This is a genomic window from Ruegeria sp. ABV3_008 (assembly GCF_056161185.1).
Map to the genome: position 1 here is coordinate 241,556 of NZ_JBSWYP010000003.1, position 26,023 is coordinate 267,578.

At 51.5% G+C, this 26,023-nt stretch carries 22 protein-coding genes and 1 pseudogene; 9 read left to right on the plus strand and 14 right to left on the minus strand.

The annotated features are described in order from the left end of the window. Positions 1 to 88: 88 nt before the first annotated feature. Positions 89 to 1,543, minus strand: a complete 1,455-nt coding sequence (locus ACXAH8_RS07805; protein WP_475217344.1) for a metal-dependent hydrolase family protein — start codon at positions 1,541 to 1,543, stop codon at positions 89 to 91. 393 nt (positions 1,544 to 1,936) lie between these two features. Between ACXAH8_RS07805 and ACXAH8_RS07810 the strand changes: the two genes are divergently transcribed. Next, positions 1,937 to 2,422 carry a GNAT family N-acetyltransferase gene (locus ACXAH8_RS07810; protein WP_475217346.1) on the plus strand — a complete coding sequence of 162 codons (486 nt, stop codon included), beginning with the start codon at positions 1,937 to 1,939 and terminating at the stop codon, positions 2,420 to 2,422. Positions 2,423 to 2,947: 525 nt separating this feature from the next. Here ACXAH8_RS07810 and ACXAH8_RS07815 read toward each other — a convergent pair. Beyond that, positions 2,948 to 4,651 carry an alkaline phosphatase family protein gene (locus ACXAH8_RS07815; protein ID WP_475217348.1) on the minus strand — a complete coding sequence of 568 codons (1,704 nt, stop codon included), beginning with the start codon at positions 4,649 to 4,651 and terminating at the stop codon, positions 2,948 to 2,950. 270 nt (positions 4,652 to 4,921) lie between these two features. Here ACXAH8_RS07815 and ACXAH8_RS07820 point away from each other — a divergent pair, with 270 nt between their 5' ends. From ACXAH8_RS07820 to ACXAH8_RS07830, 3 genes are read left to right on the plus strand one after another with little or no spacing between them, the layout of a single operon-like run. Next, positions 4,922 to 5,917 carry an HlyD family secretion protein gene (locus tag ACXAH8_RS07820; protein WP_475217351.1) on the plus strand — a complete coding sequence of 332 codons (996 nt, stop codon included), beginning with the start codon at positions 4,922 to 4,924 and terminating at the stop codon, positions 5,915 to 5,917. After that, positions 5,914 to 8,613 carry a ribosome-associated ATPase/putative transporter RbbA gene (rbbA, locus tag ACXAH8_RS07825; RefSeq protein ID WP_475217352.1) on the plus strand — a complete coding sequence of 900 codons (2,700 nt, stop codon included), beginning with the start codon at positions 5,914 to 5,916 and terminating at the stop codon, positions 8,611 to 8,613. Before ACXAH8_RS07820 ends, rbbA begins: the two co-directional genes overlap by 4 nt. Then, positions 8,614 to 9,738 (plus strand): ABC transporter permease, encoded by a 1,125-nt coding sequence (locus tag ACXAH8_RS07830; RefSeq protein WP_475217354.1) that lies wholly within the window; start codon positions 8,614 to 8,616, stop codon positions 9,736 to 9,738. Positions 9,739 to 10,582: 844 nt separating this feature from the next. Here the strand turns inward: ACXAH8_RS07830 and ACXAH8_RS07835 are convergent. Next, positions 10,583 to 11,491 carry an SdiA-regulated domain-containing protein gene (locus ACXAH8_RS07835; protein ID WP_475217356.1) on the minus strand — a complete coding sequence of 303 codons (909 nt, stop codon included), beginning with the start codon at positions 11,489 to 11,491 and terminating at the stop codon, positions 10,583 to 10,585. A gap of 180 nt (positions 11,492 to 11,671) precedes the next feature. On the opposite strand from ACXAH8_RS07835, the gene ACXAH8_RS07840 reads away from it, so the two are divergent. After that, positions 11,672 to 12,490 (plus strand): DUF4956 domain-containing protein, encoded by an 819-nt coding sequence (locus ACXAH8_RS07840; protein ID WP_475217358.1) that lies wholly within the window; start codon positions 11,672 to 11,674, stop codon positions 12,488 to 12,490. Here the strand turns inward: ACXAH8_RS07840 and ACXAH8_RS07845 are convergent, their stop codons facing one another. The 8 genes and pseudogenes from ACXAH8_RS07845 to ACXAH8_RS07880 all read right to left on the minus strand — a co-directional run. Further along, complete coding sequence (locus ACXAH8_RS07845) at positions 12,491 to 13,360, minus strand: metallophosphoesterase family protein (protein WP_475217360.1); 870 nt, start codon at positions 13,358 to 13,360, stop codon at positions 12,491 to 12,493. A gap of 61 nt (positions 13,361 to 13,421) precedes the next feature. Beyond that, positions 13,422 to 14,855, minus strand: a complete 1,434-nt coding sequence (locus tag ACXAH8_RS07850) for a hypothetical protein (protein ID WP_475217362.1) — start codon at positions 14,853 to 14,855, stop codon at positions 13,422 to 13,424. A 19-nt stretch (positions 14,856 to 14,874) separates the two neighbouring features. Further along, complete coding sequence (locus tag ACXAH8_RS07855; RefSeq protein WP_170408627.1) at positions 14,875 to 15,519, minus strand: protein-tyrosine phosphatase family protein; 645 nt, start codon at positions 15,517 to 15,519, stop codon at positions 14,875 to 14,877. 118 nt (positions 15,520 to 15,637) lie between these two features. Beyond that, positions 15,638 to 15,811: a hypothetical protein gene (locus ACXAH8_RS07860; protein WP_475217365.1), complete on the minus strand. Its 174-nt coding sequence runs from the start codon at positions 15,809 to 15,811 to the stop codon at positions 15,638 to 15,640. A 408-nt stretch (positions 15,812 to 16,219) separates the two neighbouring features. Beyond that, a complete protein-coding gene (locus tag ACXAH8_RS07865) occupies positions 16,220 to 16,834 on the minus strand; it encodes a hypothetical protein (protein WP_475217367.1) in 615 nt (204 codons plus the stop codon). 55 nt (positions 16,835 to 16,889) lie between these two features. Next, the gene (locus ACXAH8_RS07870) at positions 16,890 to 17,309 is read right to left on the minus strand and encodes a hypothetical protein (RefSeq protein WP_475217369.1); all 420 of its coding nucleotides are present in this window, start codon (positions 17,307 to 17,309) and stop codon (positions 16,890 to 16,892) included. Positions 17,310 to 17,552: 243 nt separating this feature from the next. Next, positions 17,553 to 17,852: a hypothetical protein gene (locus ACXAH8_RS07875; RefSeq protein WP_113790467.1), complete on the minus strand. Its 300-nt coding sequence runs from the start codon at positions 17,850 to 17,852 to the stop codon at positions 17,553 to 17,555. Between the two features lie 565 nt (positions 17,853 to 18,417). Further along, positions 18,418 to 18,678: pseudogene (locus tag ACXAH8_RS07880) on the minus strand (transposase); the annotation flags it as partial. Between the two features lie 164 nt (positions 18,679 to 18,842). Here ACXAH8_RS07880 and ACXAH8_RS07885 point away from each other — a divergent pair. Both ACXAH8_RS07885 and ACXAH8_RS07890 read left to right on the plus strand, forming a co-directional pair. Further along, positions 18,843 to 20,483 (plus strand): L,D-transpeptidase family protein, encoded by a 1,641-nt coding sequence (locus ACXAH8_RS07885; RefSeq protein ID WP_475217567.1) that lies wholly within the window; start codon positions 18,843 to 18,845, stop codon positions 20,481 to 20,483. A gap of 371 nt (positions 20,484 to 20,854) precedes the next feature. Further along, a complete protein-coding gene (locus ACXAH8_RS07890; protein ID WP_475217371.1) occupies positions 20,855 to 21,754 on the plus strand; it encodes a sterol desaturase family protein in 900 nt (299 codons plus the stop codon). A gap of 308 nt (positions 21,755 to 22,062) precedes the next feature. On the opposite strand, the gene ACXAH8_RS07895 is transcribed toward ACXAH8_RS07890, so the two are convergent. From ACXAH8_RS07895 to ACXAH8_RS07905, 3 genes are all read right to left on the minus strand, one after another. After that, positions 22,063 to 22,542, minus strand: a complete 480-nt coding sequence (locus ACXAH8_RS07895; protein WP_475217373.1) for a hypothetical protein — start codon at positions 22,540 to 22,542, stop codon at positions 22,063 to 22,065. Between the two features lie 20 nt (positions 22,543 to 22,562). Then, complete coding sequence (locus ACXAH8_RS07900) at positions 22,563 to 23,600, minus strand: PLP-dependent cysteine synthase family protein (protein WP_475217375.1); 1,038 nt, start codon at positions 23,598 to 23,600, stop codon at positions 22,563 to 22,565. A gap of 104 nt (positions 23,601 to 23,704) precedes the next feature. Further along, positions 23,705 to 24,253, minus strand: coding sequence for a DUF6512 family protein (locus tag ACXAH8_RS07905; protein ID WP_475217377.1), 549 nt, complete (start codon positions 24,251 to 24,253; stop codon positions 23,705 to 23,707). Between the two features lie 320 nt (positions 24,254 to 24,573). On the opposite strand from ACXAH8_RS07905, the gene ACXAH8_RS07910 reads away from it, so the two are divergent. After that, on the plus strand, positions 24,574 to 24,912 hold the full coding sequence (locus ACXAH8_RS07910; RefSeq protein ID WP_475217379.1) for a c-type cytochrome: 339 nt from the start codon (positions 24,574 to 24,576) through the stop codon (positions 24,910 to 24,912). A gap of 418 nt (positions 24,913 to 25,330) precedes the next feature. Then, complete coding sequence (locus ACXAH8_RS07915) at positions 25,331 to 25,747, plus strand: c-type cytochrome (RefSeq protein ID WP_475191867.1); 417 nt, start codon at positions 25,331 to 25,333, stop codon at positions 25,745 to 25,747. Positions 25,748 to 26,023 lie beyond the last annotated feature (276 nt).

Here is a 26,023-nt window from a genome sequence, read left to right on the forward strand (position 1 = left end):
ATGACCACGATGCGGACAAAACAGCCATATGCAATCGAAGTGAAAGCAAGCTGTGTACCGCCACCAAATTGGTCAGTCGGCGGACACTCTAATCCAATTCGTTCACGTACACCGCCCCATTGAGCATGACGAAGTCAATCGTGTCGATTGGTTCCCACTCCTCTGGTGCGTCGAACCACTGATCAGTACCGCCAATTACGGTGATGTCCTCGAGCGGGTTTCCATCCACCAGAATAAGATCAGCATAGGCTCCAGCCTCGATCACGCCGAGCTTGCCAGCCTGATATGGGTTCCTTGGCCCAGACATGGCGATCATTTCCCCGGCGGTCGAAGTCAACTGCTTCAACACTTCAAAATTGCTGTCGAATGTCTGCGTCCGCCACCAGATTTCATAGCGTCGCGCTCGTTCTGCATCGGCGAACTTGCCGACGTAGTCAGAGGCAAAGACGACTTTGACGCCGTTCTTGAGAAGGTTGCGACCAAAATCAGCGTACTGTTGGCCGAGTTCTTCCACCAACGGGATTTTATCTGCTGGCATAAGAGGGTTGCGTGCAAGGTCAGGAGATATGCCCCACATTTGTGGAACCATGTACCCGCCTTCTGCTGCGATACGCTGCATGGTCTCTTCGGAAATGAAGAACCCGTGTTCAAAAGTTTTCACGCCGCAGTTAAGAAGTCGGTTAACGGCGCGGTCAGTAAAAGTATGTGCCGCGACGTATGTTCCCCAATCCGCCGCCGCGCCGGTAATTGCGCAGATTTCATCTTCGGTAAATTGCGTCGTGTCGATTGGGTCAAAGCGCGATGAGCCCCCGCCGCCGCCCATAATCTTAATTTGTGTGGCACCGTTACGCAGGTTCAGGCGTGTGGCCTTCAGTGCCTCGGGAACTCCGTCTACAACATTACCAATACCCATACGTTCAAAATTCGACAGGTCGCCAGCATCGTTGATCGAAAAACCTGCGTCAGCGCGGTCACGGAAATCACCGTGGCCAGAAGTCTGTGAGATGAAAGCGCCAGATGGATACAAGCGCGGGCCGACTACGCGACCTAAATTTATTGCTCTGGCCAAGCCAAACGCAGGACCTCCCATGTCCCTCACGGTCGTGAACCCATCTCTGACAAAACGTTCAGAAACGATAACCGCGTTGTAGCTGATGTCAGTAATGTCGAGGTCGCGCTCTACTGGCCCGAAGTCATCGTTGATCATGACATGAGCATGGCCATCTATCATACCCGGCATAAGAGTGCGGCCACCGCCATCGATTACAACAGCATCCGGTGCATCGATGGTTCCCTCTGAAACCTCACTGATTAGGCTGCCTTCGACAAGCACACTTCCTGCTTTCAAGCCATCGTTAACGCCATCGAAGATATTGATGTTTGTAATAAGCGTTTTCTCAGGCCGCTCTGCGTCGAAAATCATCGCAGGCAATTCGCCGGGCGCATATGCACTGGAAATGTCCGACTGCGCAGCGGCCTCCAGTGCTGATAGCGAAACGCTGGCTGCAAGAGCGACCAGAAAACCCGATTTTGAAAAGGTCATGATAGTTTTCTCCCCCGTCTCTCTTACGAGTACCATGCGCCCGTTCGACTAAACAATAAATGATTAGCATGTCAGGCGACGTGCTGCGCAAAAGAGAAATCGCCTGACGTGCACTCCAAAGGGCAAAATCTCGTGGATTGTCGACAGGTTTTTTGACCGCTTTGGGCTCAGCGCTGCCATTTTCTGCGATGAGCATGATTGACCGCTCGCGCAAGAGCGCGCTGCGTTGTTATGGAATGAAAAGCATGTGTTTGCGCCTAGGGCAACATTGCACGCACAGCTGCCGCTAGGGGTAAGTGCAGAGAATGTCTGCGCCGAGCGCAGATTGAGCAATGCTGCTAGCAAAACCGACGGCGGCTATACAACTTGACCCATCGTTCATAGTGTAAATGCATGAACAGATTCCGAAATGCTCAACCCTCTGATGCAGTTCGATGCTTTGAGATCGAGACTGCTGCCTATGAAGGTGACGAAGCGGCTACCCTCGAAAAGATAGCAATGAGAATCGAGGTCTATCCCGATGGTTTCCTTGTTCTTGAGGTCGAAGGCGAGATCGTCGGCTTTGTGAATTGCGGATGTGCATACGACGTCGAAATGTCTGATGAGGAATTCAAAGAACTTGTGGGGCATGACCCCGATGCGCCAAATGTGGTTATCATGTCTGTCGTCTTAGATCCGGCGCATCAAGGAAAAGGCCTATCGCGGGCACTGATGACAGAATTCGCTGGCCGCATGAGAAAAATGGGCAAATCCGCGATCTACCTTATGTGCAAAGAGCATCACGTCCCGCTTTATCAGAGATTTGGGTACAACTACCTGCGTCCATCAACCTCTGATCATGGAGGAATGACTTGGCACGAAATGTCTATGCAACTTTAAAACGTTGGTTGGTTGAGCCACGGTGAGTGGATATTCAGGGCCGACCGAGCCGCGCTACATTGAAAGGGATCTGCCGCGACCTCGCAATTGAGCTTTGTTGTTCGTTTTGGGTTGAACTTTACTAGTCAGAATGCACTTTTGATTGAGTTTTGATGCGTTAAAGTTGATCGAATTACGCTACAACAATCGAAGTTTGAGCGTGTATAGCGAACCGTGCAAACTTATGGGCAAATCGTGCAAACTTATGCGCAAATGCTGCGCAAAATTATGGGCGAAGCCCCCCAGATTTTCTGAAAAAATTCAGTGTTAGGAATGCAGCGTTATGCGCGCACCTACATGAATTGTGGGCTTACCCAAAATGCCTTCTTCCACATCATATATTAGCCCGGAGACTAATTTTTGCACTGTAATACCTGGAAGTGAGGTGGCGGTTTAGTAAATTTCGATCAATGCACGCCTTGTGGACGATGTCGTCGCGGTCTGGACTAGCGTGCTTCAGTATCAGGTCTCGCGCTTCACAGCGGTCTAATCCAAGACTTCTTGTAACACTTCGCCGCTCGCACCGTTAGGACGTGCCGTACTTAATAATGCAGACAGTGTGGATGCGAGAGCAGTCGTGCAAACACGGCGTGCAACCCGTTGTGGTTTTAAGTTCGGTCCAGCAAAGATAATCGGCACATGTGTGTCACCGCGCCACGCTGACCCGTGGGTGGATGTGACGGACAGACCATCGAAGTCTGCGATGAACCAGCCGGGTTTGAAGACTACGTATATGTTCCCGGATCGGGTCGGATTATAGTTGTTGCGGATCAGGCGCATGATGTCGGTATCGGGCAGGAGGTTTGCTTCGATAGCCGTACTGGGGACGGCGAATGCCACATCGGGAAAGGATAGAAGCTCTTCTGCAATAGCTGACTCCAGCGTGGGTAAATCAATATCACGGCGAGCCAATACTTCGGGGGCGATATTGAGATAGGGGTGATTATAACCCTCAAGCAGTTTCCCGGTGATCCCAAACCGCTCCTTAAGCCTGGCTATCTGTTCCGTCGGGTCCCATGTGTCCGGAGCAACAAGGCCAGTTTGGATGCCAACACTCTCCAAATAGCCCGGCGCATCGGTGGTGCCGTGGTCCGCCGATAGAACGATCAAAACGTTTTCCAGCCCAATCCGTTCGTCGATAAACGCGAAGAGATTCATGAGAGTCTGATCGAGGCGGTATATCGTGTCCTCGGCTTCAAGACTGGAGGGGCCAAACACATGGTTGACGTAATCCACGGACGAGAAGCTAATCGCCAGATAATCCGTTACCGGGTCTTGCCCGATATCCTCGGCAGCAATCAATCGTTTGGCAAATTGCGCCGTCAGATCGTCACCAGCGGGACTAAGCGTTAAAAAGGTCGTAAAGTAGGGATCTTCCAGCGGGTCAAACCCATTTTGCGCCGAAGAATAGCGATGAGGAAAGGTTGTGCCGAACCCGGCGACATCCGTCTCCCATGGTTGGTTGTCGCGGTCGCCAAAGAGATAGGTCTCCTTTGGGTGCATCAACTCCCAAGAGGTTCCTTCAAAGGAGGCGCTCGGCGATGCGTCATTCCATGCGGAAACCCAATCCGGGTATTTGTCGTAGTAATAGGAGCTTGTGACAAAACGATTTGCGGCTTTTGAGAACCAGAAGGCTTTGCCGCTTTGTCCCGCCATTGTAATAGCCCCACGGTCTTTGATTGAAACTCCAAAGACTTTGGCCGCGCTAGCAGTGGAAGCGCTTAACTCGTCCGAAAGCGTCGTAACAAGCATGGCGCGTGGTGACCGCCCATCTGTGCCAGCTGCCGCCTGTGTTGGGTCAATTTCAATATCGTCATTGACGCCAGCGCCATCTCCAAGAAGCGGAGCGGTGCTGTCTTCAACGTTGTAGACAACGCGGTCCAAGGTTCTGTCGAACCAAATGTTTCCGATCATCCCGTGCACTGCCGGTGTTGCCCCGGTCGCCAATGTGGCGTGCCCGACAACCGTCTCTGTATTGGCATGGCAATGATGGGCGTCCACATAGTGTACACCGTTTTTTAGTAAATACTTAAGGCCACCCTCCCCAAGATTCTCAAAGTAGCGTGTCGGCAGATCGCCCCGAAACGCGTCAACGGTCAGCTGCAAAACGAGACGAGGAGGTTCTTGCGCATACGCAGGAGCGATTGCAACCAACCACAAAGACAAACAAGCTCTCAGTGTTTTGGTCATAATTCTTCCTTTCGCTGTATTGCGTAGCAGGTTGGCGGCGACCGCAATTGCGCGTTAGAACAACCCGTTTCAATACCAAACTGATAACAAAAACGCTTCAAGTCTACTTCTTCCGACCTATCGCGAAAGAGCCTGCAACACCCAAACCAGTGTTCATCCAAACAATTGCTTGGAACTGAGGTGCCCGGATCGGTTTTGATCCAAAACAAGGCTTTGAGTCTTTTGAGACACTAAACTCTGCGCCAGAAACCCTGTTTCAGGTGAAACGCTATGACCAAAAACCTATCTGTTTTTCTTATTTTGGCTGGTTTAGTAATTGCTGGTGCGTTGCTGTATGTCGTTGTTGCCGAGGATGGCGATGAATTGCCGATTGGGTTTGTTCAAGGAAACGGGCGGGTTGAAGCGGAACAAGTCGAAATAGCACCAACTAGTGCAGGTCGGGTTGCGAAGGTAACGGCAACAGAAGGCAGTATGGTTGCAACCGGTCAAATCCTGGCCGAAATGGACATAGACGAGCTATCTGCGGCTCTGGACCGGGCTAAAGCCGAAGTAGCATTGGCAAATCAAACAAAGGCCGAAGCAGAAGCGCTCGTAGTGCAACGCCAAAGCGAGCAGCGCAGGGCTGAGCAAGAGCTTGATCGTGCCACGGCGTTGCTGGCAGGACAAAATATCTCCAAAACTATCTTTGAAGATCGCGATACCACTCATAAGGTTGCGACAGCAGTATTGGGCGCCGCCAAAGCCCGAGTTGCAACCGCAGAAAGCCGTATTGCTGCCGCTGAGGCGGAAGTGCGCAGGATTGAGGCACAGATTGAAGACAGCGCTCTAGTGGCACCTTTGCCCGGACGCGTGCTTTACCGGCTTGCAGAACCCGGAGAAGTGGTTGGCGCGGGCGAACCAATCCTGACTATTCTTGGCCTTGAGAATGTTTACATGGAAGTTTTTCTTCCGGCGCTTGAAGCCGGACTTTTGCCCATTGGAGCTGAGGCTCGCATCGTGCTCGACGCTTTGCCGGAATATGCAATACCAGCATATGTCAGCTTTGTTTCTCCGGAGGCACAATTCACCCCCAAACAGGTCGAGACCCTGGACGAGCGAGAGCAACTGGTTTTTCGCGTTCGCGTCCGTATCCCAATAGACTTGGTTGAAAGTCGGATTGAGCATGTCAAAACCGGTCTGCGCGGTGTCGCGGTGATCCGGCTGAACCCAGCCGCTGCTTGGCCTGAGGCGCTTGAACAACGCATCCCAGAAGAGCTGTTCGAATGAGAGTAGAGGATGAAACCTGCGATATTCGAATTTCAGGTGTTACGCACCGCTATCGCAAGCATGTCGCATTGGATTCTGTTTCGTTAGAACTGCCAGGCGGCCAGCTTGTTGGCTTTATCGGGCCGGATGGGGTGGGAAAGTCTACACTGCTTGGTTTGATCACCGGCGCAAAGAAACTGCAATCCGGCAATATCGACGTTTTAGGCGGCCCGATTGGCAATTCTGGCCATCGACACAGCATTTGCCCAGCCATCGCTTTCATGCCGCAAGGGCTGGGTCGAAACCTGTATCCGGAGCTATCTGTACGCGAGAACCTTGAGTTCTTCTCAGGTCTCTTTGCTCAAGGACATTCAGAGCGGGACGAACGTATAGCGGCGCTATTGGCTGCGACAGGGCTTGCGCAGTTTGAAGACCGTCTGATGGGCAAGCTCTCGGGTGGGATGAAGCAAAAACTAGGTCTTTGCTGTGCGTTAATCCATGACCCCAAACTTTTGGTTTTGGATGAGCCAACGACCGGGGTCGACCCGTTGTCGCGTCGGCAGTTCTGGGCTTTGATTGATGCAATCCGAGCAAAAAGCCCTGAACTGTCGTTATTGGTTTCAACGGCGTACATGGAAGAAGCCGAGGGTTTTGACCGGATTGTCGCGATGGACGCGGGTCAAGTCATCTTTCATGGGAAGCCCGCCGAATTGAAAGGGAGTGATGTCGACCTCGAAATTGCATATCGGCGTCTGAGAGCACGGGAGTTGCCTGTCGAACCGGCGGGAAAAAACAAAACGAATGGGCAGATCGAAGCAAACCCAGTGATAGTTGCGCGTGGACTGACACGACGCTTTGGTGATTTCACGGCCGTAGACGACGTCGACTTCACAATCAATCGCGGAGAGATATTCGGGTTTCTAGGATCAAACGGTTGCGGCAAATCCACGACAATGAAGATGCTGACTGGCTTGTTACCTTCCAGCTCAGGTGAAGCACTGCTGTTTGGCAACCCTGTCGATGCATATGACCGAAAAATGAGGCGTGAAATAGGCTACATGAGCCAGGCCTTTTCCTTGTATGGCGAGTTGTCAGTCCATCAGAACCTACAATTGCATGCGCGGATATTTGCAATTGCCGACCGAGAACAACGTGTTTCGGAACTCACCGAGCGCTTTGGGCTCGAAGAGCACCGGCATACGTTGGCGACGGCACTGCCCTTAGGGATCAAACAGCGACTGTCGCTAGCCGTAGCAGTGATCCACCGTCCGCGGGTGCTAATACTCGACGAACCAACATCCGGTGTGGACCCAGAAGCGCGCGATTCCTTCTGGGACTTGCTGATTGAGCTCTCTCGAAACGAGTCGGTTACAATCTTTGTGTCCACTCATTTCATGGGTGAGGCGGAACGCTGTGATCGCGTTTCTTTTATGCATGCTGGTAGAGTTCTAGCGGAAGGTACTCCGGCTGAACTGATCGCTGTTGAAGGGGCGGAAAACCTTGAAGACGCCTTCATTTCGGTATTGGAAGCAGCAGAAAAACCAGTCTCTGTTGTCGCGCCAAAGGTGGGTTTTAGAACCAAATCCCACGCCGGGGGAGGAGCGTTTTCTCGTATATTGGCATATGCGCGGCGCGAAACCGTTGAAGTAGCTCGCGACCCGGTGCGTCTGGCTTTCGCGTTTCTGGGTTCTGCTATTCTAATGTTAGTTTTTTGCTTTGGAATTACGCTGGATATCGATGAGCTTGAATTCGCTGTACTTGACCTTTCTCAGGGGCCGGAGAGTCGTGCTTATTCGGCTGAATTCGCCGGATCGTCCTACTTTAAAGCCACATCGCCGCTGCAAAGCGCCAGCGAAGGGCGCGACCGTCTGGTGGCAGGTGAGGTCTCTCTGGTAGTTGAGTTGCCACCTGACTTTGACCGAAAGATGAGTACGGGGGAACCGACCCAGATACTTGCGACTGTAGACGGTGCTATCCCATTTAAGGGTGAGACGGTTGAAGGCTATGTTTCCGGATTGCACCAATCATTTCTAGAGGAATATGCCCTTAACAACGGCAAAAGCCAGATAGATATCGCCAGGATCGAACCCCGGTTTCGCTACAATCAGAGCTTTGAAAGCATCGCCGCGATGGCTCCGGCAATGCCTGCTATCCTACTGATTATGCTGCCAGCTGTTTTGACTGCCGTAAGCGTAGCAAGGGAACGAGAGCTGGGGTCAGTTGTCAATTTCTACGTGACACCAACCACGCGGCTTGAATTTCTAGTCGGCAAACAAATTCCGTACATTTTGATCGCCTACGCAAATTTTCTGCTTTTGGCCGGAATGACCGTTTTTCTTTTCGGGGTGCCGTTAAAAGGAAATCCTTTCCCTTTGGCTGTTGGTGCCCTTCTTTACGTTTGGGCAACGACATCCTACGGGCTGTTTATCGCTACAATGACATCCAGTCAGGTGGCCGCAACATTTGCAACTGCCATCGCCTCAGTTGTCCCAACAATCCAGTTCTCAGGTCTGTTGCAACCTGTTTCAACGCTCGAAGGAGGCGCACAAGTGGTGGGCTCTCTTTGGCCTTCCTCATATTTCCTACACCTAAACGTTGGTGCCTTCACTAAAGGTTTGGGTTGGGAGGCCCTCGCGCCAGACATTCTGGCCCTCGCCTGCTTCGGACCAGTTCTGACACTGATCGCAGCCCTATGCCTTCGGGCGCAGGAGAAGTGAATGCAGCGCTTCTACTGCATATTCTGGCTAGGCTTGAAGGAAGTGATGAGCCTGCGTCGTGATTGGGTGATGATGGCATTGTTGGTTTGGTCTTTCACGCTGGCCCCGATCATGGAAGCAACGGGAGTGGCAAGTTCTGTAAACAATGCCTCGATAGCGTTTGCGGATGAAGACGACTCGCCACTTTCTCGAGCACTTGCCACAGCGTTTTTCCCACCAGAGTTCCAACCGGTCGTCCAAATCGAACCCGGAAAAGGACCGGCGTACATGGATGCCGGGCGCTTTATTTTCGTTGTGGCTGTGCCCCCCGGATTCGAAAAGGATCTGCGCGCAGGGCGCAGTCCGGAGGTTCAAGTTCTTATTGACGCAACCGCTATGGAACAAGCCGGTATTGGTGCAAACTACATCACCAGTATCTTGAACGCTGAAATACATCGCTATGCAATTGGTATCGATCTAGTTGATGCTCCCTCAATCAGTGTCATTCTAAGAAGCGCCTTCAACCCAAATAGAGATACTGTACGTTTTGCTGGTATCGTTGCCTTGATTGGCCAGATCATGTGGCTCACAACTATTTTGACCGGAGCTGCGATGATCAGAGAACGAGAGCACGGGACTATTGAACATCTCCTTGCCATGCCGCTTGCTCCTTTTGACATTGCCATTGCCAAAATTTGGGCGAATGCAGCAGTGGTTTTGGTCGCCGCTGGTCTTTCACTAACCTTTGTGATGCAGGGTTCTTTGGGCATCAGTATCGCTGGATCCAAGATGTTGTTTTTGGTTGGCACGGCGTTGTTTCTTTTTACTGCGACGGCGCTTGGGGTGTTTCTGGCAACCATTGCACGCTCTATGGCGCAGTTCGCGCTTCTGGTCATGTTGATTGTGCTGCCAATGCTAATGCTGTCAGGTGGAGAGACCCCAATTGAAGGTCAGCCGGCGTGGTTGCAGGCAGGTACTTTGGTTTTGCCGTCACGCCATTACATGTCAGCAAGTCAGGCTATTGTTTTTAAAGGCGCTGGTATTGAGACTGTCTGGCCGGAATTCGTTTGGATGACTTTGTTGGGAATTGCTTTGTTACTAATGAGCCTACGGCTTTTTCGGCGTTCTCTTGCTCAGATCAGCTAGCGCTCCAATCTGTTGGCTGTGACAGATTGGAGCGCTAGCTGATCTGCCTCAGAAAACAGTTTGGAAATCTGCTCGGCAGAGGTCAGGGCATCAGCGATTGTCTAAGCGTTAGCTTAGCGACGAATTCAATCAGTTTATGGCTTAGTCGTCGCGGTTATGGCCCTTTGCATTGCTCATGATGACGAGAGTGAGCTTCCAGGCGAAGACGCCCGGATGTTTCGCAGCAGCGCGCGTTCGTTTGGTTGAGCACCTCAGCCCGAAGCGAAACCGGAAACTTTCAGTGTCAACTTGGCGGGAGTGCACTTAGGTAAGCATCACGAAGTTTAGCACTTCGACGTCCAACAATTGAGTTGGCTAAATCCGAGCAATGCAAAGTCCAGACCCCGAAACCAGTGTATCTCTGGTGAGTTCCAAGAAACTTGAGGCCAAGATCCTCGCACAATTGAGTTCCAAGACCGGTCACTGAGATTGCTCCAATCTCACGAATAAAGATCTCTCTGTCGAGAAGCTCTTCCAACTCTGAAACAAAACCTGAGAGGAGCAAGCGAGTCGCATTCTCATGTCCACGCGCAATAAAAATCGCTGGGCAATATGGGCTCTCACCGGCCGTTCTCTGCGCGGTGTACGAACGGCTGGTCATAGAAAAGCTGACCTTCGCTGCGCGCCGACCGAATTGGTAAAGAGCGGACTTTGCCGCCATTGGCCCGTTTTCACCGGAGGACCGCAGACAGCCCAAACCGGACATTCGATACTGGGATTCGTAGCTCCCGAGATGCAGGAAGAGGTGGCCATTTCGTTTTTCTGCAATTGAATGCGACAAGCCAGTGCAAGTTTCTTACGGCAATCAAACTCGCGGCAAAACAAATGCGTAGAGCCGTGACTTTTTTCCATCATCAGTCAAGATGTAGAGAACGCCACCACTTTCATCCAAAGCTATACCCTCCGGGTTCTTCACTTCCTTTACTTCATCCTTTTTGGAGTAAATTAAGTCGATAGATTTGACTGTTTGAACTTCAGGATCAAAAACGAATATTCGGCGCCCTTCATCGCTTAGTATCCATAAAGATTTGGTCTTGCCGGACCAGGCGATCCCACTGATGTCTAGTTCGTCATCGTCGGCGCGAGATGAAACGAAGCCAGCCTCAGCCGTTAATGGAGCTACTCCAAGAATCTCATCAATTTCCGAGGAAATGACGAGCAGAAGTCTTGGTTGACCCTCAATGACTACGAATACTTGCCCAGAGTCTTGATCTACTGTGATCCCTTCCGGCCCCTTGTTCAAAGGGTTCTCTGCAAGCATTGCAGCAACTTTGTCGTAGCCCCTGAGTGAAGAAATTGGAGTAGAATTGACTTTGATTGGGTCTGTAGCTTGGACCGTAACGATGGATCGGTCAGTTTCTTGTAGCAGCAATACAGACCCATCCTTTCTTCCGGCGACGCCCTCCAAGTCTGAGCCCAAGTATTCTGGAAGTTTGAAAGAACTCTTTAGTTCTCCGTCTACTCCTAGAAGGTGCAGCTTCGATGCTTCATCGCTTACGGCCCACAAGAATCCATCGACACTTGAAAGCGATAATCCGGATGGCTCAGAAAATCCCTCTGATTTATCTGCAACTTTATAAGACTCAATAAGTTCCAACATATCAGGCTGCGCTCTCACTGGGCTCATTGAAGCTAAGGTGTTGGCGACCACAGAAAGGCTCGCGAAAAGTACCTTCGCGACTCCTACTCTGTACCGGTCAGTTGGCTGGCTCATTCGAGTTAATTCTGCGCTCGTGTGGACTTGGCTCATATTCGATCAAAAATCGATGTTGTCCAACCTAACACAGTATTTTGAGGAAGTTTGGCGTTTGATCCCGCAAGGCTTTACCGGAACTAAATTCATAAGGTTGAATTAGTCTTTAGGAGTGTGGCTTAGTCGCGGAAGGTGGAGCGATTGAGCCAAGTTACTCACTACAAAGCGACTATTCGAGAATTCAGCGGGAGGGAAAGACTGTTGAGTAAGCTCTTTTCGATAGTATTGGTCCTTTTGGCGGTGCTTTTGCCTAGTACTAGCTATTCTCAGATTGATCCTGCTTCCTTTCTTGCAGGAACATCCGAGTCAGAGATAGTGATTGAACGAGGCTGGACTCAGTTCCGCGGCAAGCAGGAACTCTACTTCTTCACGTTAGACGTCATCGTAACCATCATTTTGACCGCTTTGATTGTTTATCATCCCGTACGACGTAAATCACGCCGAAGTGTCAGCGATCTGGTTATGCCCAGACTGTTTTTCCTATATGCACTGATCGGAATGGCTGTGGGATTCCTAGTTGTTCAACATGGGTCAATGATTGGTTTCGTTGTCTTTGGCATTGGTGCGTTGCTCAGGTTCCGCTCCAATCTGGATGATCCGGTCGATACAGTCGAAATGATAATCGTAACGGTTCTTGGTCTTGCGGTCGGGTTGGGCTTGCCGCTGATGGCCACACTGGTGGCGATTGTGTGTTGGTGCTTCATTTGGCTCGGAGGGCGAAACAAGGGCGTGGAAGTTTCGCTCAAGGCATCTGACGAAGAGCACTCATTGAACGTCAGCGGCGCAATTGAAGCCATGGCCGCAGACGCTGGCTGGAAGCTGGTCAGAAAACACCACGTCCCCGGAAAATCTCGCGTCTCTTTGCTTTTCATCACCTCGGGAGGACTTTCAGAAGCCCGGATAGAAGAGATGATAAACGATCTGGTCCCTGAAAAAGTTGAGCTGAAACTCAACCTCTAGTCATTTCACAAGGTCCAAGCGCTTCAACACCGCATTCGGGGATCTGATCTCTTTCGGGAGCGACTTGAAGTTTACCGATCTTTCGAAATCAGGCCCTCGATATACCGCAATCCCAAACTCTCCGTTCGGCTGGAACTTAACATGAGTGAAACTGTGAGGTGATCTGGCGTTATCGCCAATTAGCCGCCGCGGACCACCTCCCAAACAAGCTTGAGAGACGTAAGCTACACCGTCTTTCCAACCGGGATAGAAGGCATGATGGTGGCCTGACAGGTGCAGAACGACACCGCTTTCCAGGTAGATTTTCTCAAGTGTTGAGTCACCGATGATTTCGCGTTCGCGCTGGATCGCGAAGGGCCAAAGCGGAAGATGACTGAAAGTCACAATCGGGTCTCCATTTGCACCCAGTTCCACAAGTCGGTCCTGTTGATCACCGGATAGCGGCCCTAAGGTCGTAGCATCCAAAGATGCAAACGTTACGCCCTGCATCTCAAACGCGTAGAAGAACGGGTAGTCATCCGAAACCAGGAAGTCGACGTCTGGTTTTCTTGGTTCCCATTCTTCTGCGTATATTTTTCTTTCGCGCTCGAACCCTCGGTAAGCGGAGGCGTCATGGTTTCCAGGCGTGACCGCAAACGGAATTCCGGCAGCCGCTAAAGGATCTGATACCGCCTCATGAAACGCCTTCCACATTTCCCTGACCTGTTTGTCGGACAAGTTGGGAATGCGCTGTCCCGCAACCATATCTCCGGTCGAAATAACCAAATCGGGATCAATCTCGACTATCCGCTCAATCGCCTTGTCGACGCGGGCATCGTATTTTACCGAACCATAGCTTCCATTCAGATCCGATATGACGATGACATCCAATGCCGCCGCTTTGCAGGCGAGCAGAGCGGTCCAAATGAACACCGCAATAAGAGCAGAACACCTACGGTTCATAACAGTCCACGGCCTCTACCTCGGTGCCGTTTCTCAAAAAGAATACGACAGGATCCAAGTCGAACATCAAATCGCCATTTGAACAATTGCTCTGGAGGATGGACGTTGCCAGCGCAGTATTTTTGACAACTTGTGCAATCTGACTGTCTGATAACCCAAAGCTTTGCGATAGCCAGTCATAGACCGGGCCTTGGGTTTGAAGGTCACTATTCAATGTAACCAAGCGCCGGTACGTGCTTGGAGAGAAGTGGCGAATTTTCTCCAGCATTTGAGTAGATTTCGCGAAGTTGGCATACTCGACACGCCCGCCGGCATCGTTGTCGTTTAGATTGCTGCGACGGATCAATAACGCGTCGGCGGGAACGTCTCCATCGTTTGGCTCATGGTGCTTGGCTTTCTTCTGCTTCAGTTTTCCGTCTTCGACCCAATACCAATAGGGTGTGAAGTCTATGTTTCCTACGCGGTCCTGCTGGCTAAAGATGAAATCGAGGAGAACAATCTCGGTAAGTTCTTGCATCCAAAATGCCATCTGTTGGTCGCTGACATCGGGGCCGAGATCCTTGTTGATCATCCGGTCTCTTCGACCTTCCCTGACGCCCTCTATAATGGCCTCTGGCAAGGGTTTTGAAGAACGCAAAGCCAAGAAAGCAGGAGTTTCCTGAAAATCGCGGTTCTGACCTTTCCCCCAACCAGATTTACGGGTGCCGTTGATTTCCGAGCCGTATCGATGCCCAGGGCTATCAAGCAGCACACCGTATATTTGCGTTCGATCTGCGGTGAACAGATCGTCGGTTGGCTGGTATGAGTTCGGGTCAGCATCCGCAGCTGCGAAGACCCGCCAGCCTTCGCGGTTCATGCGCCCGCCATGAGAGCCACTAGAAATCGCAAGGCCAGGCTCGGCGACCTCGGAAAAATGCGCCTGGGCGTCCATGCTACGCCAAACGGCGACTGGAACTTTTACAGTCGCGTCGAAATATCTGGACAAATGATAGTAAAGCAGTGAAGACGTGGAAAAAGTTCCACTGGTGCCTTTTTGGTTCATGGTTGACTTGAATTTAGCCACCCTGTCCTTGGCCAGATCTTTTGCCGCCTTCCCCTCCTTGCAAGCGTTTCTCTCGAATTCAGAACGGTTCCCCACGTAAGGTCCTTCCGAAATATCGTAGACGGCCATTCCTGGGCTGGTGCTCCAGGTTTTTGGGCAAATGGCAATTTCAGAGGCATAGAAATCGATCTCGCAATAGGCCGTTTCTTCCTCAAGATCGCTTTTTCGATACTCGCCCGTTGGAACTTTTTCGATCCGAATGCAGCGTTCCGTAACACCATTGGGACTATCAAATGTCGTGGCTTCACCGAGAACATCGTCGCTCGCCCACAAGACAGTGGGTGTAATGAAAGCAAGTGACCCCAGAAGATTGAACTTCATTTGGATAGTCCTCCTGGTATCATTTAGGGCAAATCGCTGCCTGTTGTTCGGCGGAGATTTTCAACTTTGGGTCGACACTGAAATTGGAGAATTTTGAATCAATCCACTGGTCACACCCGCCCGAACAAGGCGCCCCGTTTCGGGCATCATTCCAATATTCCTTGGCCCTTTCTTCCGTCCAACCGCAAAACTGAACGAGCGCCATTGCCGACAATGCCCCCGAGGAATGAACGCCCCACATGCAGTGCACCAGGACAGGGCCTTTTCCAGGGTTTTCAATCACTTCGTGTATGGAAGCCATAACAGCACCGGGTCGGGAGGATCTGGCGCTTTGATAGTCAAGTGATCCGTTTCCACAACTGGTGCGACCGTATTCAGTGTTTTTGCCAAAGTCAGCATAAAACCCGGTTGAAAACCCTTCATTGCACAAAATTTCGCGTTGTTTTTCACTCAGGCCCGTTCGGTCCTTGTCGCCGCCTTTGAAACCAGAGCGATACAATACTCCGCTTAAGACTGGGCGAAAGAAAGCGACACCATCAACGCCTCCGTCACCCCCCCTTGAAAGCATTTGACTGTTGGTTGGACCGCCATTTCGACTGGTCACGTCAGAGTTCGCAGCGGTTGCGAGAACACCAATGAATATGAGGGACGCAAAAAACCGCATGCGTATTCCTTTCTGTTTTCAGTCAGCGATGCTCACGCTTTTCTTGCCGGGAGTCCCGCGGAGAGGCTCGTTCACGGTAACCATGTAAGGTGGGCGGTTGGCTTCCCGTCCTGAAGTTTCAAATTGGCCACACCAGATTGATGATAAAGACGACTACGAAGTAGGCCAGAACAACTTTCCAGTTCCATTGGTGTTTGTTTTCTTCGTTGATCACCCCGGCAGATTTCAATACGAGGTTTGTGACTATCAAAGCTGCAATAGTCACCGCAGCGTGTGCAAGATCGAAGTGCATTTCTCAGCCTCCTTCACTTTAATAAACTAATCCGGACAAAATTCAGCAGTCGGAGGAAGGAAGCATGGTGACATCTGAATACCGACCCTCAGATGTAGTAATGCGCGCGCAAGCGCCTGTACTCCGGTTGAACCAGTACGATGTCAGCCCTTCGCTGCGGATGAGTTCAAAGCCAAGATTCTGAATCCCCATTTCAGCCTGACCGGCGCGCGCACCTTCAAAAGACGAAAGGTCGCTTGAACTGCCGACGGTTGGCGACCCAGTATCCACTGATCCACCGTTATCGTCACATGCCGCCAAAGCAAGGGCACAAACTGCGCCTCCAAGCAGCGATAGATTCGTTCTCACTTCTTCTCTCCCTTTCTGGTCTCCAGCAATCCAAAAATTCAGTACAACTCACGCATGGTCTTACTCGATTCCAAATATGACGTTGTAGTCAACTTGCGCATTTCCCCGGTTAATAACTTCAACGACATGGTCACCAGATTGCCAAAGCTGGCCCCGGTATTCCTTGTCCGCCGACATCAACTCCAGAAGCTCCGAGCCATCAGGGTTGCGAATGACGTAGTCCAACGACCCGTTTCGTGGCGCGACGCGCACATACAGAAACTGTTCGTTCTGCGCGCCAAGGACATATTGTTGAGAGGCGCCGGGCGCGAGTTGGCCGGCGAGCTCGGCACCGGTGTACCCGGCATCGAATTTGACACGTTGGCTACCGGTAGAACCGGCGGCGCCTGCCACTGCTCCACCGCCATCATCCATCGCTTCGACAACCGACATCTCGCCGATGCTTCCATCCTTGTACGCGATGCAGCGCCAAAGCGTTCCGCCTGCGTCACGTAGCATGACGAGTGTACCCGCCTCTGAGAATTCTGAGCTTTCAATCGTACCTGATTGACCGTCTGGTCCTCCAACCTGCCGCAATTGGTCGATACACGCGTCATCGGCTTCTGACATTGCAAGAGCAGCAGTGCCCGCGATTGCGAACATGGGTGTGAGGAGTTTGAGTAAAACGAGTTTCATCAGATGGTTCCCTGTTGGCTTGTCCTTACAGTTTTGTTCCGTACAAAGCGGAACCTCACTTTGCTTCTCGTAACTTTGACAGAAATTCATCGCATGCCTGTGCGCTGCCGACGATCTCATCTGTCGTTTCAATTCCTTGCAGAGATGCCATCTCGGAATTTACGCGATTGAGGATTTGATCCGCTTGCTCGGCGGTGATCAGGTTCTCGGCTTGTGCTCCTTTCAATGTGGTGCAAACACCGGCGGACAAGCCTGTCGCAACGCCGACCCCCATTGCGGCCCCGCCACCCAAGGTCATCGCTCCAACCACGCCGAGGACGAGCCCGATCACAATTCCCAAGATTACTTTTCCCATGTTTTCCTCCTTTTGGGTGAGAAAGAGCTCGGCCTTCTCTTCTGGCGCAAACTGCGTACCCATCTGCAAATCAAGACCAGCGCTAACAGGTTGAGCACCGGAACAATCGCCGCGAACCACGGTTTGGCTGACTCTGAGACCAAATCCACTAGAATTATCCAAGGCAGTCCCAACGGCAAAAGGAACACCCCGGACAAGGGGTCTCGTTCCTGTCCCAGCCAGCCGAATGTGCCGGTCAAGAATGCAATCAACGCCAACAGGTACAGGATCGAGAATACGATGATGGTGGTTCTACAAACCAAGTCGAACCTCAGCAGATCAAGCCAGTGCTGCGCAGCCATTATTGGCCACGCATCAGACTGCTCACAATGCGCCTTCGTCGCCCAGGAACTCGATACCAGCTGTGGCGCCATCAGAGTAAGCAATACAATTCCAAGGAGCGCGATCCTCACCAACACCGACAGTGACTTGTGTTCCGGCCTCGCTAAACGCGGATGAGAGCACAACGACTTGCGAATTGTTCGTCGTGTTTGCTACATCTCGCAAACACGCTTGCTGAGCCGGCGTGAGTTCGGCGGACGCGCTTGATGTACTCGTATCGTCGCAGGCCGCAAGCAGTGCGAAACAAGTTGCGCCCGCAATCATCACCATCTTGTTGGTCATTTTCTTCTCCCTCTGGTTCCCTTAAAATTTGTAAAATTGGATGCACTAGTTTGAAGCTCTCGCGTCTGGGCAGCCAATAGAACATACCTCGATCCTGTGACTGCCTTTCCTAAAACTTGCCGCGGGGGGCTTGGCGGGCAGAGCACTATTACGTTGACTGCCAAGACCTCCAACAACGTGGGATGGCCGAATGAAATCACTGGCAAAAGCTAGAGCAAACTCTGGAAAGAGGGCGAGTACATTAAGTCTAAGCATCGCACCCTCCCAACGACTGATCCGTGTAAAGTGCCTTCCGGCTGCCAGCACTCACTCCAGCGGCCGGAAGGGCTCGGCGAAGCGAGCAGCAACGACAACAACAGAGGTAAAATGAAAGTTGCATCGAATTCGCATGTTTGAATCTAATTCTAAATAAATCAACATTTTTCCGCGCGCAAACTTCTTTACGCTCTCGTACGATACGCCTCTGCTTTCGAACAAAAAGGTCGGTGGGAGCACCCATGGGTACGAGTGTGGTCTCCTGAGCGGCGAAGCGAGTAGAGGCCGCACGGAAACCTAGGGTCAGGACTCATAGCCAATAGATGACGGTAGCCGCCAGTGCGACGGCTGAGAGGAAGACCTTTGGGCACCTGTCGTATCGGATTGCCAGTCGCCGCCAATCTTTCAGCCTCCCGAACATGATCTCTATCCGATTGCAACGTTTGTGGCGACGCTTGTCGTACTTCACCGCTTTCTTCCGCTGCTTCCGGCCTAGGATGCACGCGCGTATCCCTTTGTCTTTCAACGCTTCCCGGAACCAATCAGCTTCATATCCGCTATCCCATAGAAGACGTTCCCAAGTTTTCACCCACCGTCTGTTCTATGGGCAACGCGGACATTCGCAAATATTTGTCGTCGATGCGGAGCGAGCAAGATCCGAGACTAATAAATTCCAATTTGATTATACATAATGTTGAAGTATCTTACGACGAAGAAACGACATATAGATTGAAAGTGACGGAGTGGATGGTGAAAGGTCTTAAATCAGCGGTTGCAACTGTACTGACTGCAACGCTGATGACATGCCCCAATTTAGGCGCAGCGGACCAAGTCTCGGAGCAGATAGAAGCGTTGCTACGGTCAAATACGAATGCGAGTAGCACACTTTCTAACAATAAGAGTCTGGACGCAGGAATCCTTGTGCCTCGTTTCTATACAGACAGAGAATTTGCGCCAGCTTGGACAAGTTTTGAATTGGTTGACGAGCTGTTTGAGGAGTTGGATGGAGCAATTGATCAGGGCTTTACGCCGAGTGACTTCAAACTAGAGGAGCTTCGAACCGCTTTCAAAGACTCACAGGGTGGCGATGCCTCAAATAAAGCGCTGTTCGATATTTTGGCGACCGATGCCGCAGTAAAACTCGTGCATCATTTGGTTTTTGGAAAAGTCGATCCAAATGCATTGGATGACGATTGGAACTTCTCAAAACCAGTAATTCAACGAGACCCTTCCATTGTATTGAGCCAATTTCTTCAAGGTGAAGGCTTCAGCGCTTTGATTGAACGCATCGATATCGACAATGCGCAATACACGATGCTCGTTGATGCGTTGCGCAAATACAGAGCTATTGCATCAAAGGGAGGCTGGAACAAAGTCCCCGAAGAAACGGTTCTGAAGCCGGAAATAGTGGATCCTGCCGTCGCCGAACTGCGTAAAAGGTTAGCGACAGAAGGCTACGAGGGAACAAATGAATTGCCAGAAATCAGCCAAAACGGCACAAATCCAGCTTGGGTTTATGACGATTACTTGGTGCAACTGGTAAAAACCTTTCAAAATCGTCACGGCTTGGAGGCAGATGGCGTCGTTGGTGGTAAGACCTTCGCGTCTCTCAACAAACCTGTCGAAGATCGCATAAATAAGTTGCGCCTCAGCCTGGAACGAGGCCGTTGGCTCATGCGGGAAATCGACGAGGAGTTCGTGCTGGTAAATATTGCAGGCGCTCGTACTTACTTGGTCACATCTGGCGGGACGCTTTGGACCACCCGGTCAATCACAGGATCAGCCTACCGCAAAACCCCAGTGTTCCGAGATGAAATTGAATACATGGAGTTCAATCCGACTTGGACCGTTCCCGCCTCGATTTTTCGGAAAGACAAGCTTTCGCGCATCCGCAAGGATCCAGCCTATCTGGCGCGCAACAATTACGTAGTTCGGAACAAAGACGGGCAGACAATTCCTGCCAACACAGTGAACTGGGGAGCAAAGAACCCCGCCGTCACTTTGGTTCAGCAGCCAGGCCCAGACAATGCGTTAGGTTTAGTCAAATTCATGTTTCCCAATAAATACGCTGTGTATTTGCATGATACCAACGACCGCAGTCTTTTCGACCGAAATGAGCGAAACCTAAGTTCCGGCTGCGTTCGTCTTGAGTATCCGTTCGAATTTGCCAGCCTTTTGATGGAGGGAGAGCCTGACTGGAGCCGGCAAAAGATGCAATCCATATTGGATAGTGGTCAGACAACGCGAGTTAACCTACCCGAGCCCATGCCGGTCCTTTTGACCTATTGGACTGCTTGGGTCGAAGATGGGGCCGTTCATTTCCGTGAGGATCCATACGAACGAGATGCTCGAATTCTTGCTGCCTTGGACCGATGAACAAGTCATACTCAAAGAGATGCGCAATCCCATTTTCAAACTGCAATAGTTGTCGTCACCAAAATGAACCAGTGCAGCTGCGTTCAGGACTCGCAAGCGCTCAACGCGTGGAGCGGCGCCGAGTGGCAGCTCTGGGCGGTCTACTAGACTTTGCAATGTCCGGTTTCTGCACATTGCCGTCATTGGGGCATCGAGCAGCATCGGTCAAAGTGGGCTCCACGCAATCATTCGCAAAATCGCGATATATGTCCACTTTGCGGACCAAGCTGCCCTCAGATGGTATCGCTTGAATGTCCGCGTTAAATTGGAGGGGATGTCGCCTAGAACAGCTTGCAATTCTATCGCGACGGAAACCCGAATAGTGGATGTCCATGTCCGACACAATCCTTTCTGCTGAACATACTATACGCCTTATTGCCTTCCTATCCGTCCTGGCAGCGATGGCACTTTGGGAAGTGGCCGCACCCCGGCGAAGACGGGATATTCCGCGCGTTATCCGATGGACAAACAACCTTGCGCTCGTGGTGCTCGACACCGCCATCCTGCGGCTGACCTTTCCAATCCTCGCAGTTGGTCTCGCAGCCATGGCCGAGGATCGCGGATGGGGGTTCTTCAATAACATCGAGGCGCCGGTTTGGGTTGCCATCGTGGTCTCCATGCTGCTTCTCGATCTTGCAATCTATCTTCAGCATGTGATGTTCCACGCCGTACCGGGGCTTTGGCGTCAGCACCGGATGCATCACGCCGACCTCGATTTTGACGCTACCACTGGCTTGCGTTTCCATCCGGTAGAAATTCTCATCTCGATGGGGATCAAGCTAGCGGTCGTAGCAGCCTTAGGGCCGCCCGCTGTCGCCGTGCTCCTCTTCGAGGTGATCCTGAACGCTACCGCGCTCTTCAATCACGCAAACATTGATTTGCCGCGTCCCGTGGATCGAATTCTCAGGTGGATCGTCGTCACTCCAGACATGCACCGAGTCCACCATTCAGTCGATCCAAGTGAGACCAACTCGAACTTTGGCTTCAATCTACCATGGTGGGACCGACTTCTAGGCACTTACGTTGCGCAACCCGAAAAGGGGCACAAGGGTATGGAAATCGGCATTAAGCAGTTTCGCACACGCCGAGACCTCTGGCTCGACCGAATGCTGATTCAGCCGCTGCGCGGCCCTGCGAGCGGAGGTGCCCTCGACACCCCGAGCCAACAGAGGCGATCTTCATCTGTCTCGCCCGGGCAAACCAAGCTTGGCACTGACCAAATAGACCAATAGCGCTGAACCAAAGACTGCTTTGCCTCGCTTGAGTGTCATTCACGCGGCGTTCAGCATCGGTCGAATTGGGCTCGAAGCGGTCGCTCGTAGAATCTCCAAAGACGAAGATGCAAATGCGTGATAGCTCCAGTTTATGGCAACGACATCTGCGCGAAATCGAACGCCCATCCCTTACGCATTTGCGGTTATTTGTGTTCTTTTTGCTTCAATCTGTTTCGGCCTGGTTCCCTACTTCAGCCGCAGCCCAACCGAACAGGGCGTTGCACCCTAGGCCAGGCGCGTAAAACAACCGCTAGCGCTGCGCGGGCTTACTCTGACGCCGAACCAACGGTTAAAATCTTTCCATCACTCCAAACTAGCGCCTCGTAACAAACCTCGGCTCCTGCGCCTCCGCACCAACCACCGTCTCGTCCAATAAGCAGTATACGGTCAGGCCCCCAGTCAATAAGACGCCAACCCGTTGCCTGCCACGACATGATCTCACCGTCGACGATAAGATTGAGAATGCAACCCCCTGTTCCGCAGTACATAGAGGCAGCAGAGGAACAGGAAAACTGGCTTTCATCTACGAGTTCAGCCTTAACCGTGCCAAACTGGGAGCGCAGCTCGATATCGGTCACAGCGTCACCCTGATCGAACTCTCCATTCTCGAAGTCTTTGCAATCAGCGGCCGCTCTTTCGATGATTTGTTGCGCTTCCTGGGAGGCAGCGAAAACTGTTGTGGCGCAAAACATCACGGCGACCATTGATGCCAGAAGCGCTGCAAACACAAATTTCACCCTTTTCATAATGTCCTCTTCGTTTGAATTCAGTGATATCCCGCCAAAGTAGCTTCGTAAGAGGCGGTTTCGCCGAAGTTTTCCATCACCCATTCCGGATCGTAGTAGGTGTCGAGATAACGGTTTCCGTCGTCACACAGAATAGTGACGATGGAGCCAAATCGTCCGGCCGCCTCCATCTCTTGCGCAATTTGCAAAGCCCCCCAAAGGTTTGTGCCTGTTGATGGGCCCGCCCGCCGCCTGATCCGATCTTCAAGCCAGAGCATTGTCGCAATGCTTGCCGCATCTGGCACTTGGATCATACGGTCGATTACATCTGCCAAAAATGACTTCTCTACTTTGGGACGTCCGATACCTTCGATACGACTTGAACAGGAGCGGGTCAGGGTCCTGTCTCCGGTTCGAAAGCTATCAAAAAACACTGAGTTTTCGGGGTCCACAACAACCAATTCACTGTTAAAGCCTTTGTAGCGAATGTACCGCCCCAACGTTGCTGAAGTTCCGCCGGTGCCCGCGCTCACCACAATTACCGATGGAATTGGATGTGGCTCTCGTTCCATTTGGCGAAAAAGGCTTTCTGCAATGTTGTTGTTGCCTCGCCAATCCGTCGCCCGCTCGGCGTACGTGAACTGATCCATGAAGTAGCCACCGACTTCAGCCAGTTTAACCGAGGCCTGGTGCATGTCCGGCGCCGCATCGACGAAGTGGATTTCGCCACCTTGGAACCGGATTAGGTCGATTTTACTCTTGGCGGTAGATTTTGGGAGAACCGCGGTAAAAGGCACTCCGATCATACGGGCGAAGTAAGCTTCTGAAACGGCAGTGCTGCCTGACGAGGCTTCGATTACACGTGTCCCTTCCCTTATCTTCCCGTTTACCAGCGCATAAAGGAAAAGCGAGCGCGCCAGCCTGTGCTTGAGGCTGCCAGTGGGATGTGTACTTTCATCCTTGAGATAGATGTCTACGCCCTTCAGCCCCCGGACGGGAAGCTTGAAAAGGTGCGTATCGGCAGAGCGGTGAGCATCTGCATCGATCTTGGCAATCGAATCCGAAATCCAACGGTCCATGCCTCTACTCAAACGCCCCGTTTAGGGCCCGTCAAGCTTGGGAAAACCGTCTTTGGAATTCATGGGGATGCAAGCATGCGTCACCAATAGGACCGTCTGTCCATCTAACGGGCAGGAATACCTATCGTGCCAGATTGTGCTTCAATGAACAGCCAGTGATTAAGAGGAAAAAATGTTAGGGTAGTATAGGCGACTACTTGAACCCCAAGGAGAACCAGGCCGAATACATGAATGAGTGCAGGTATTTGATCTTCGTAGGCAAGCAGCAGAATTGACACGATCTGGCCGATGCAAATTGCTGCAACAAATATTCCAATATCAATCAACAAAAAGTTGCACTCAAATATCGCTGTGTACGCTGTGAATACTATTACAATCAAAATAGCAGTAATTGCGAGGCTAGCTCCTTTAGCACTAAATACGTCCCTTCTTGTAAGTCGGGGGGGAAGCGGCATTAGGCAGGCCCAAAACAAGCCTGGCCAAAAAGCCAGCTTTAAGTGTTCCCAGATTGACTCGTTGACAGCCGCCACAAGCGCCATTGGCGTCCAACTTCCTAGCAAAACAAATGCAAAGTGCAGCCCGGACCCGAGTAGGATCATTAGGATCGCCCCTATCGCTTCGAGCCAAACTATTCGGGACGTGGTTTCCAGCATGTTTGGATCTCCCAATCCAGATTGTCGTATAATTTGCTTAGTTTCTCAAAAGTGAAATGCCCAAAGACATAGAAGGTCCAAAAATAGCTTTCACCGCCCATAGTGAGCGGCAATGTCCAAGTCCTTGTAAGATTTTATAAAATTGACCCTCACTGACCTTAAAGCCGCAGTTGCTGTCATTGCCATGTGCTACAATAGACCGTAGGTTGGATTAAAAACCGGGGTAGAGCATGCACGCTACAAGGTGGGTTGTATTATCGGCTGGATTGTTTGCTCTGGCCACAGCGTCGTGTACAGATCTGTATCCTGACGCCGACGTCATGCCCACTCGCGCTGATGGGGCGGCCTTTTTCTCAGAAAACTGTACTTCTTGTCATGGTGTGGATGGTAGAGGCGTTGGCCCGGCAAGCAGCGGCCTTTCCGTTGCGCCAACAGATTTGACAACATTGAGCGCGAAGAACGGAGGCACTTTCCCTCAAGCACGTGCACTAAGTTACATCTATGGTGACCCAGAAAACAGCCATCTTGCTCTGGTTATGCCGGAGTTTGGCGGGGAAATGGCGGAAGACCTGGTTCCGGTTGAAATCGAGGGTGTTTTGACGCCCACCCCGCGCGAGTTAGCAGGGTTATTGTTTTTCTTAGAAAGCATCCAACAGTAGGTTAGTGCTCTTGGCGCTAGGTCAGCAATTGACCGTTTGCCGGTGCTCTGGACTTGCACCTTTTTTGACCCGGTGACTATTGCAGGCCTAGCATTGTGAAGCGCCGTGGTCTGCTAGGCGTAAGCAGTCACTCAAAATCTTTTGGCTGAATTGGCGTGTCGAGCCCAATTCTGGCAGACTGCGAGGTGAGATATGATTTATGTCAAAGAGCCGAGCGTTTTCACATGCTAAATTTCGAATGTTAAATGGTGAAGCTGTTCTGAGCTCGCTGCTGCCTGTTCCCATCAATCGGTTTTGGGCCACAGGATAGCAAATGTTATTTGGTAAAGGACCGACGTTGACCGGGGGAAGATGTCGGTCCATTTCTGGTGCAGTAAACTCTCGTATTGCAAAGGACCTCCGGCTGATGAGGCACTTTATGATCGTTGCAAGCATGGGCATTTCTTCGGTTGCGACGATATCTGCCGCCGATGAATTTTCGGACCTTGGCAAAGACCTCTTTGTTGAGCATTGCGCCAGATGTCACGGAATCGATGCGACAGGAAATGGGCCTGACGCTACTGATTTGAAAACAGATCCTGCTGATTTAACAAAGATTTCCGACCGCAGGGATGGCGTGTGGCCCATGTTGGAGGTCATGTCGATCTTGGACGGTTATTTGAAAGTACAAGAACCTCGCGATGACATGCCTATAATCACCGAGTTGAACGACGGCCCTACTGTCGAATTCGATACGGGGAATGGTTTGGTTACGCGTATTCCCTCCAGACTTATCGAAATTGCTGAGTATTTGGAGAGTATTCAGTCTCCGAAGCCGGAACGATATGTTCCGTGAAGCTTTGCTCCGCAGCTGGGTACGCTAAAAAGCGCTGCATTGTGCAGTGTCGGGCGGGTGCCGTAATTACCAAGAAGCAACGAATAGACCTTACGAAGCAGACTCTTTCGAGTTTTCCGAGACTCTTCATCTGGCTCAAGTTTTTAACAGGTCAATGTGAGGAATAGCAGCGCTTCTATCTTCTGTTTGATACAATCGTGAGGAACAGCACATATCCCACTCTACCAAGGCACTTCCAAACGTCGCTTGTTGAGCAACGTAGGAGTTGGTTTTGGT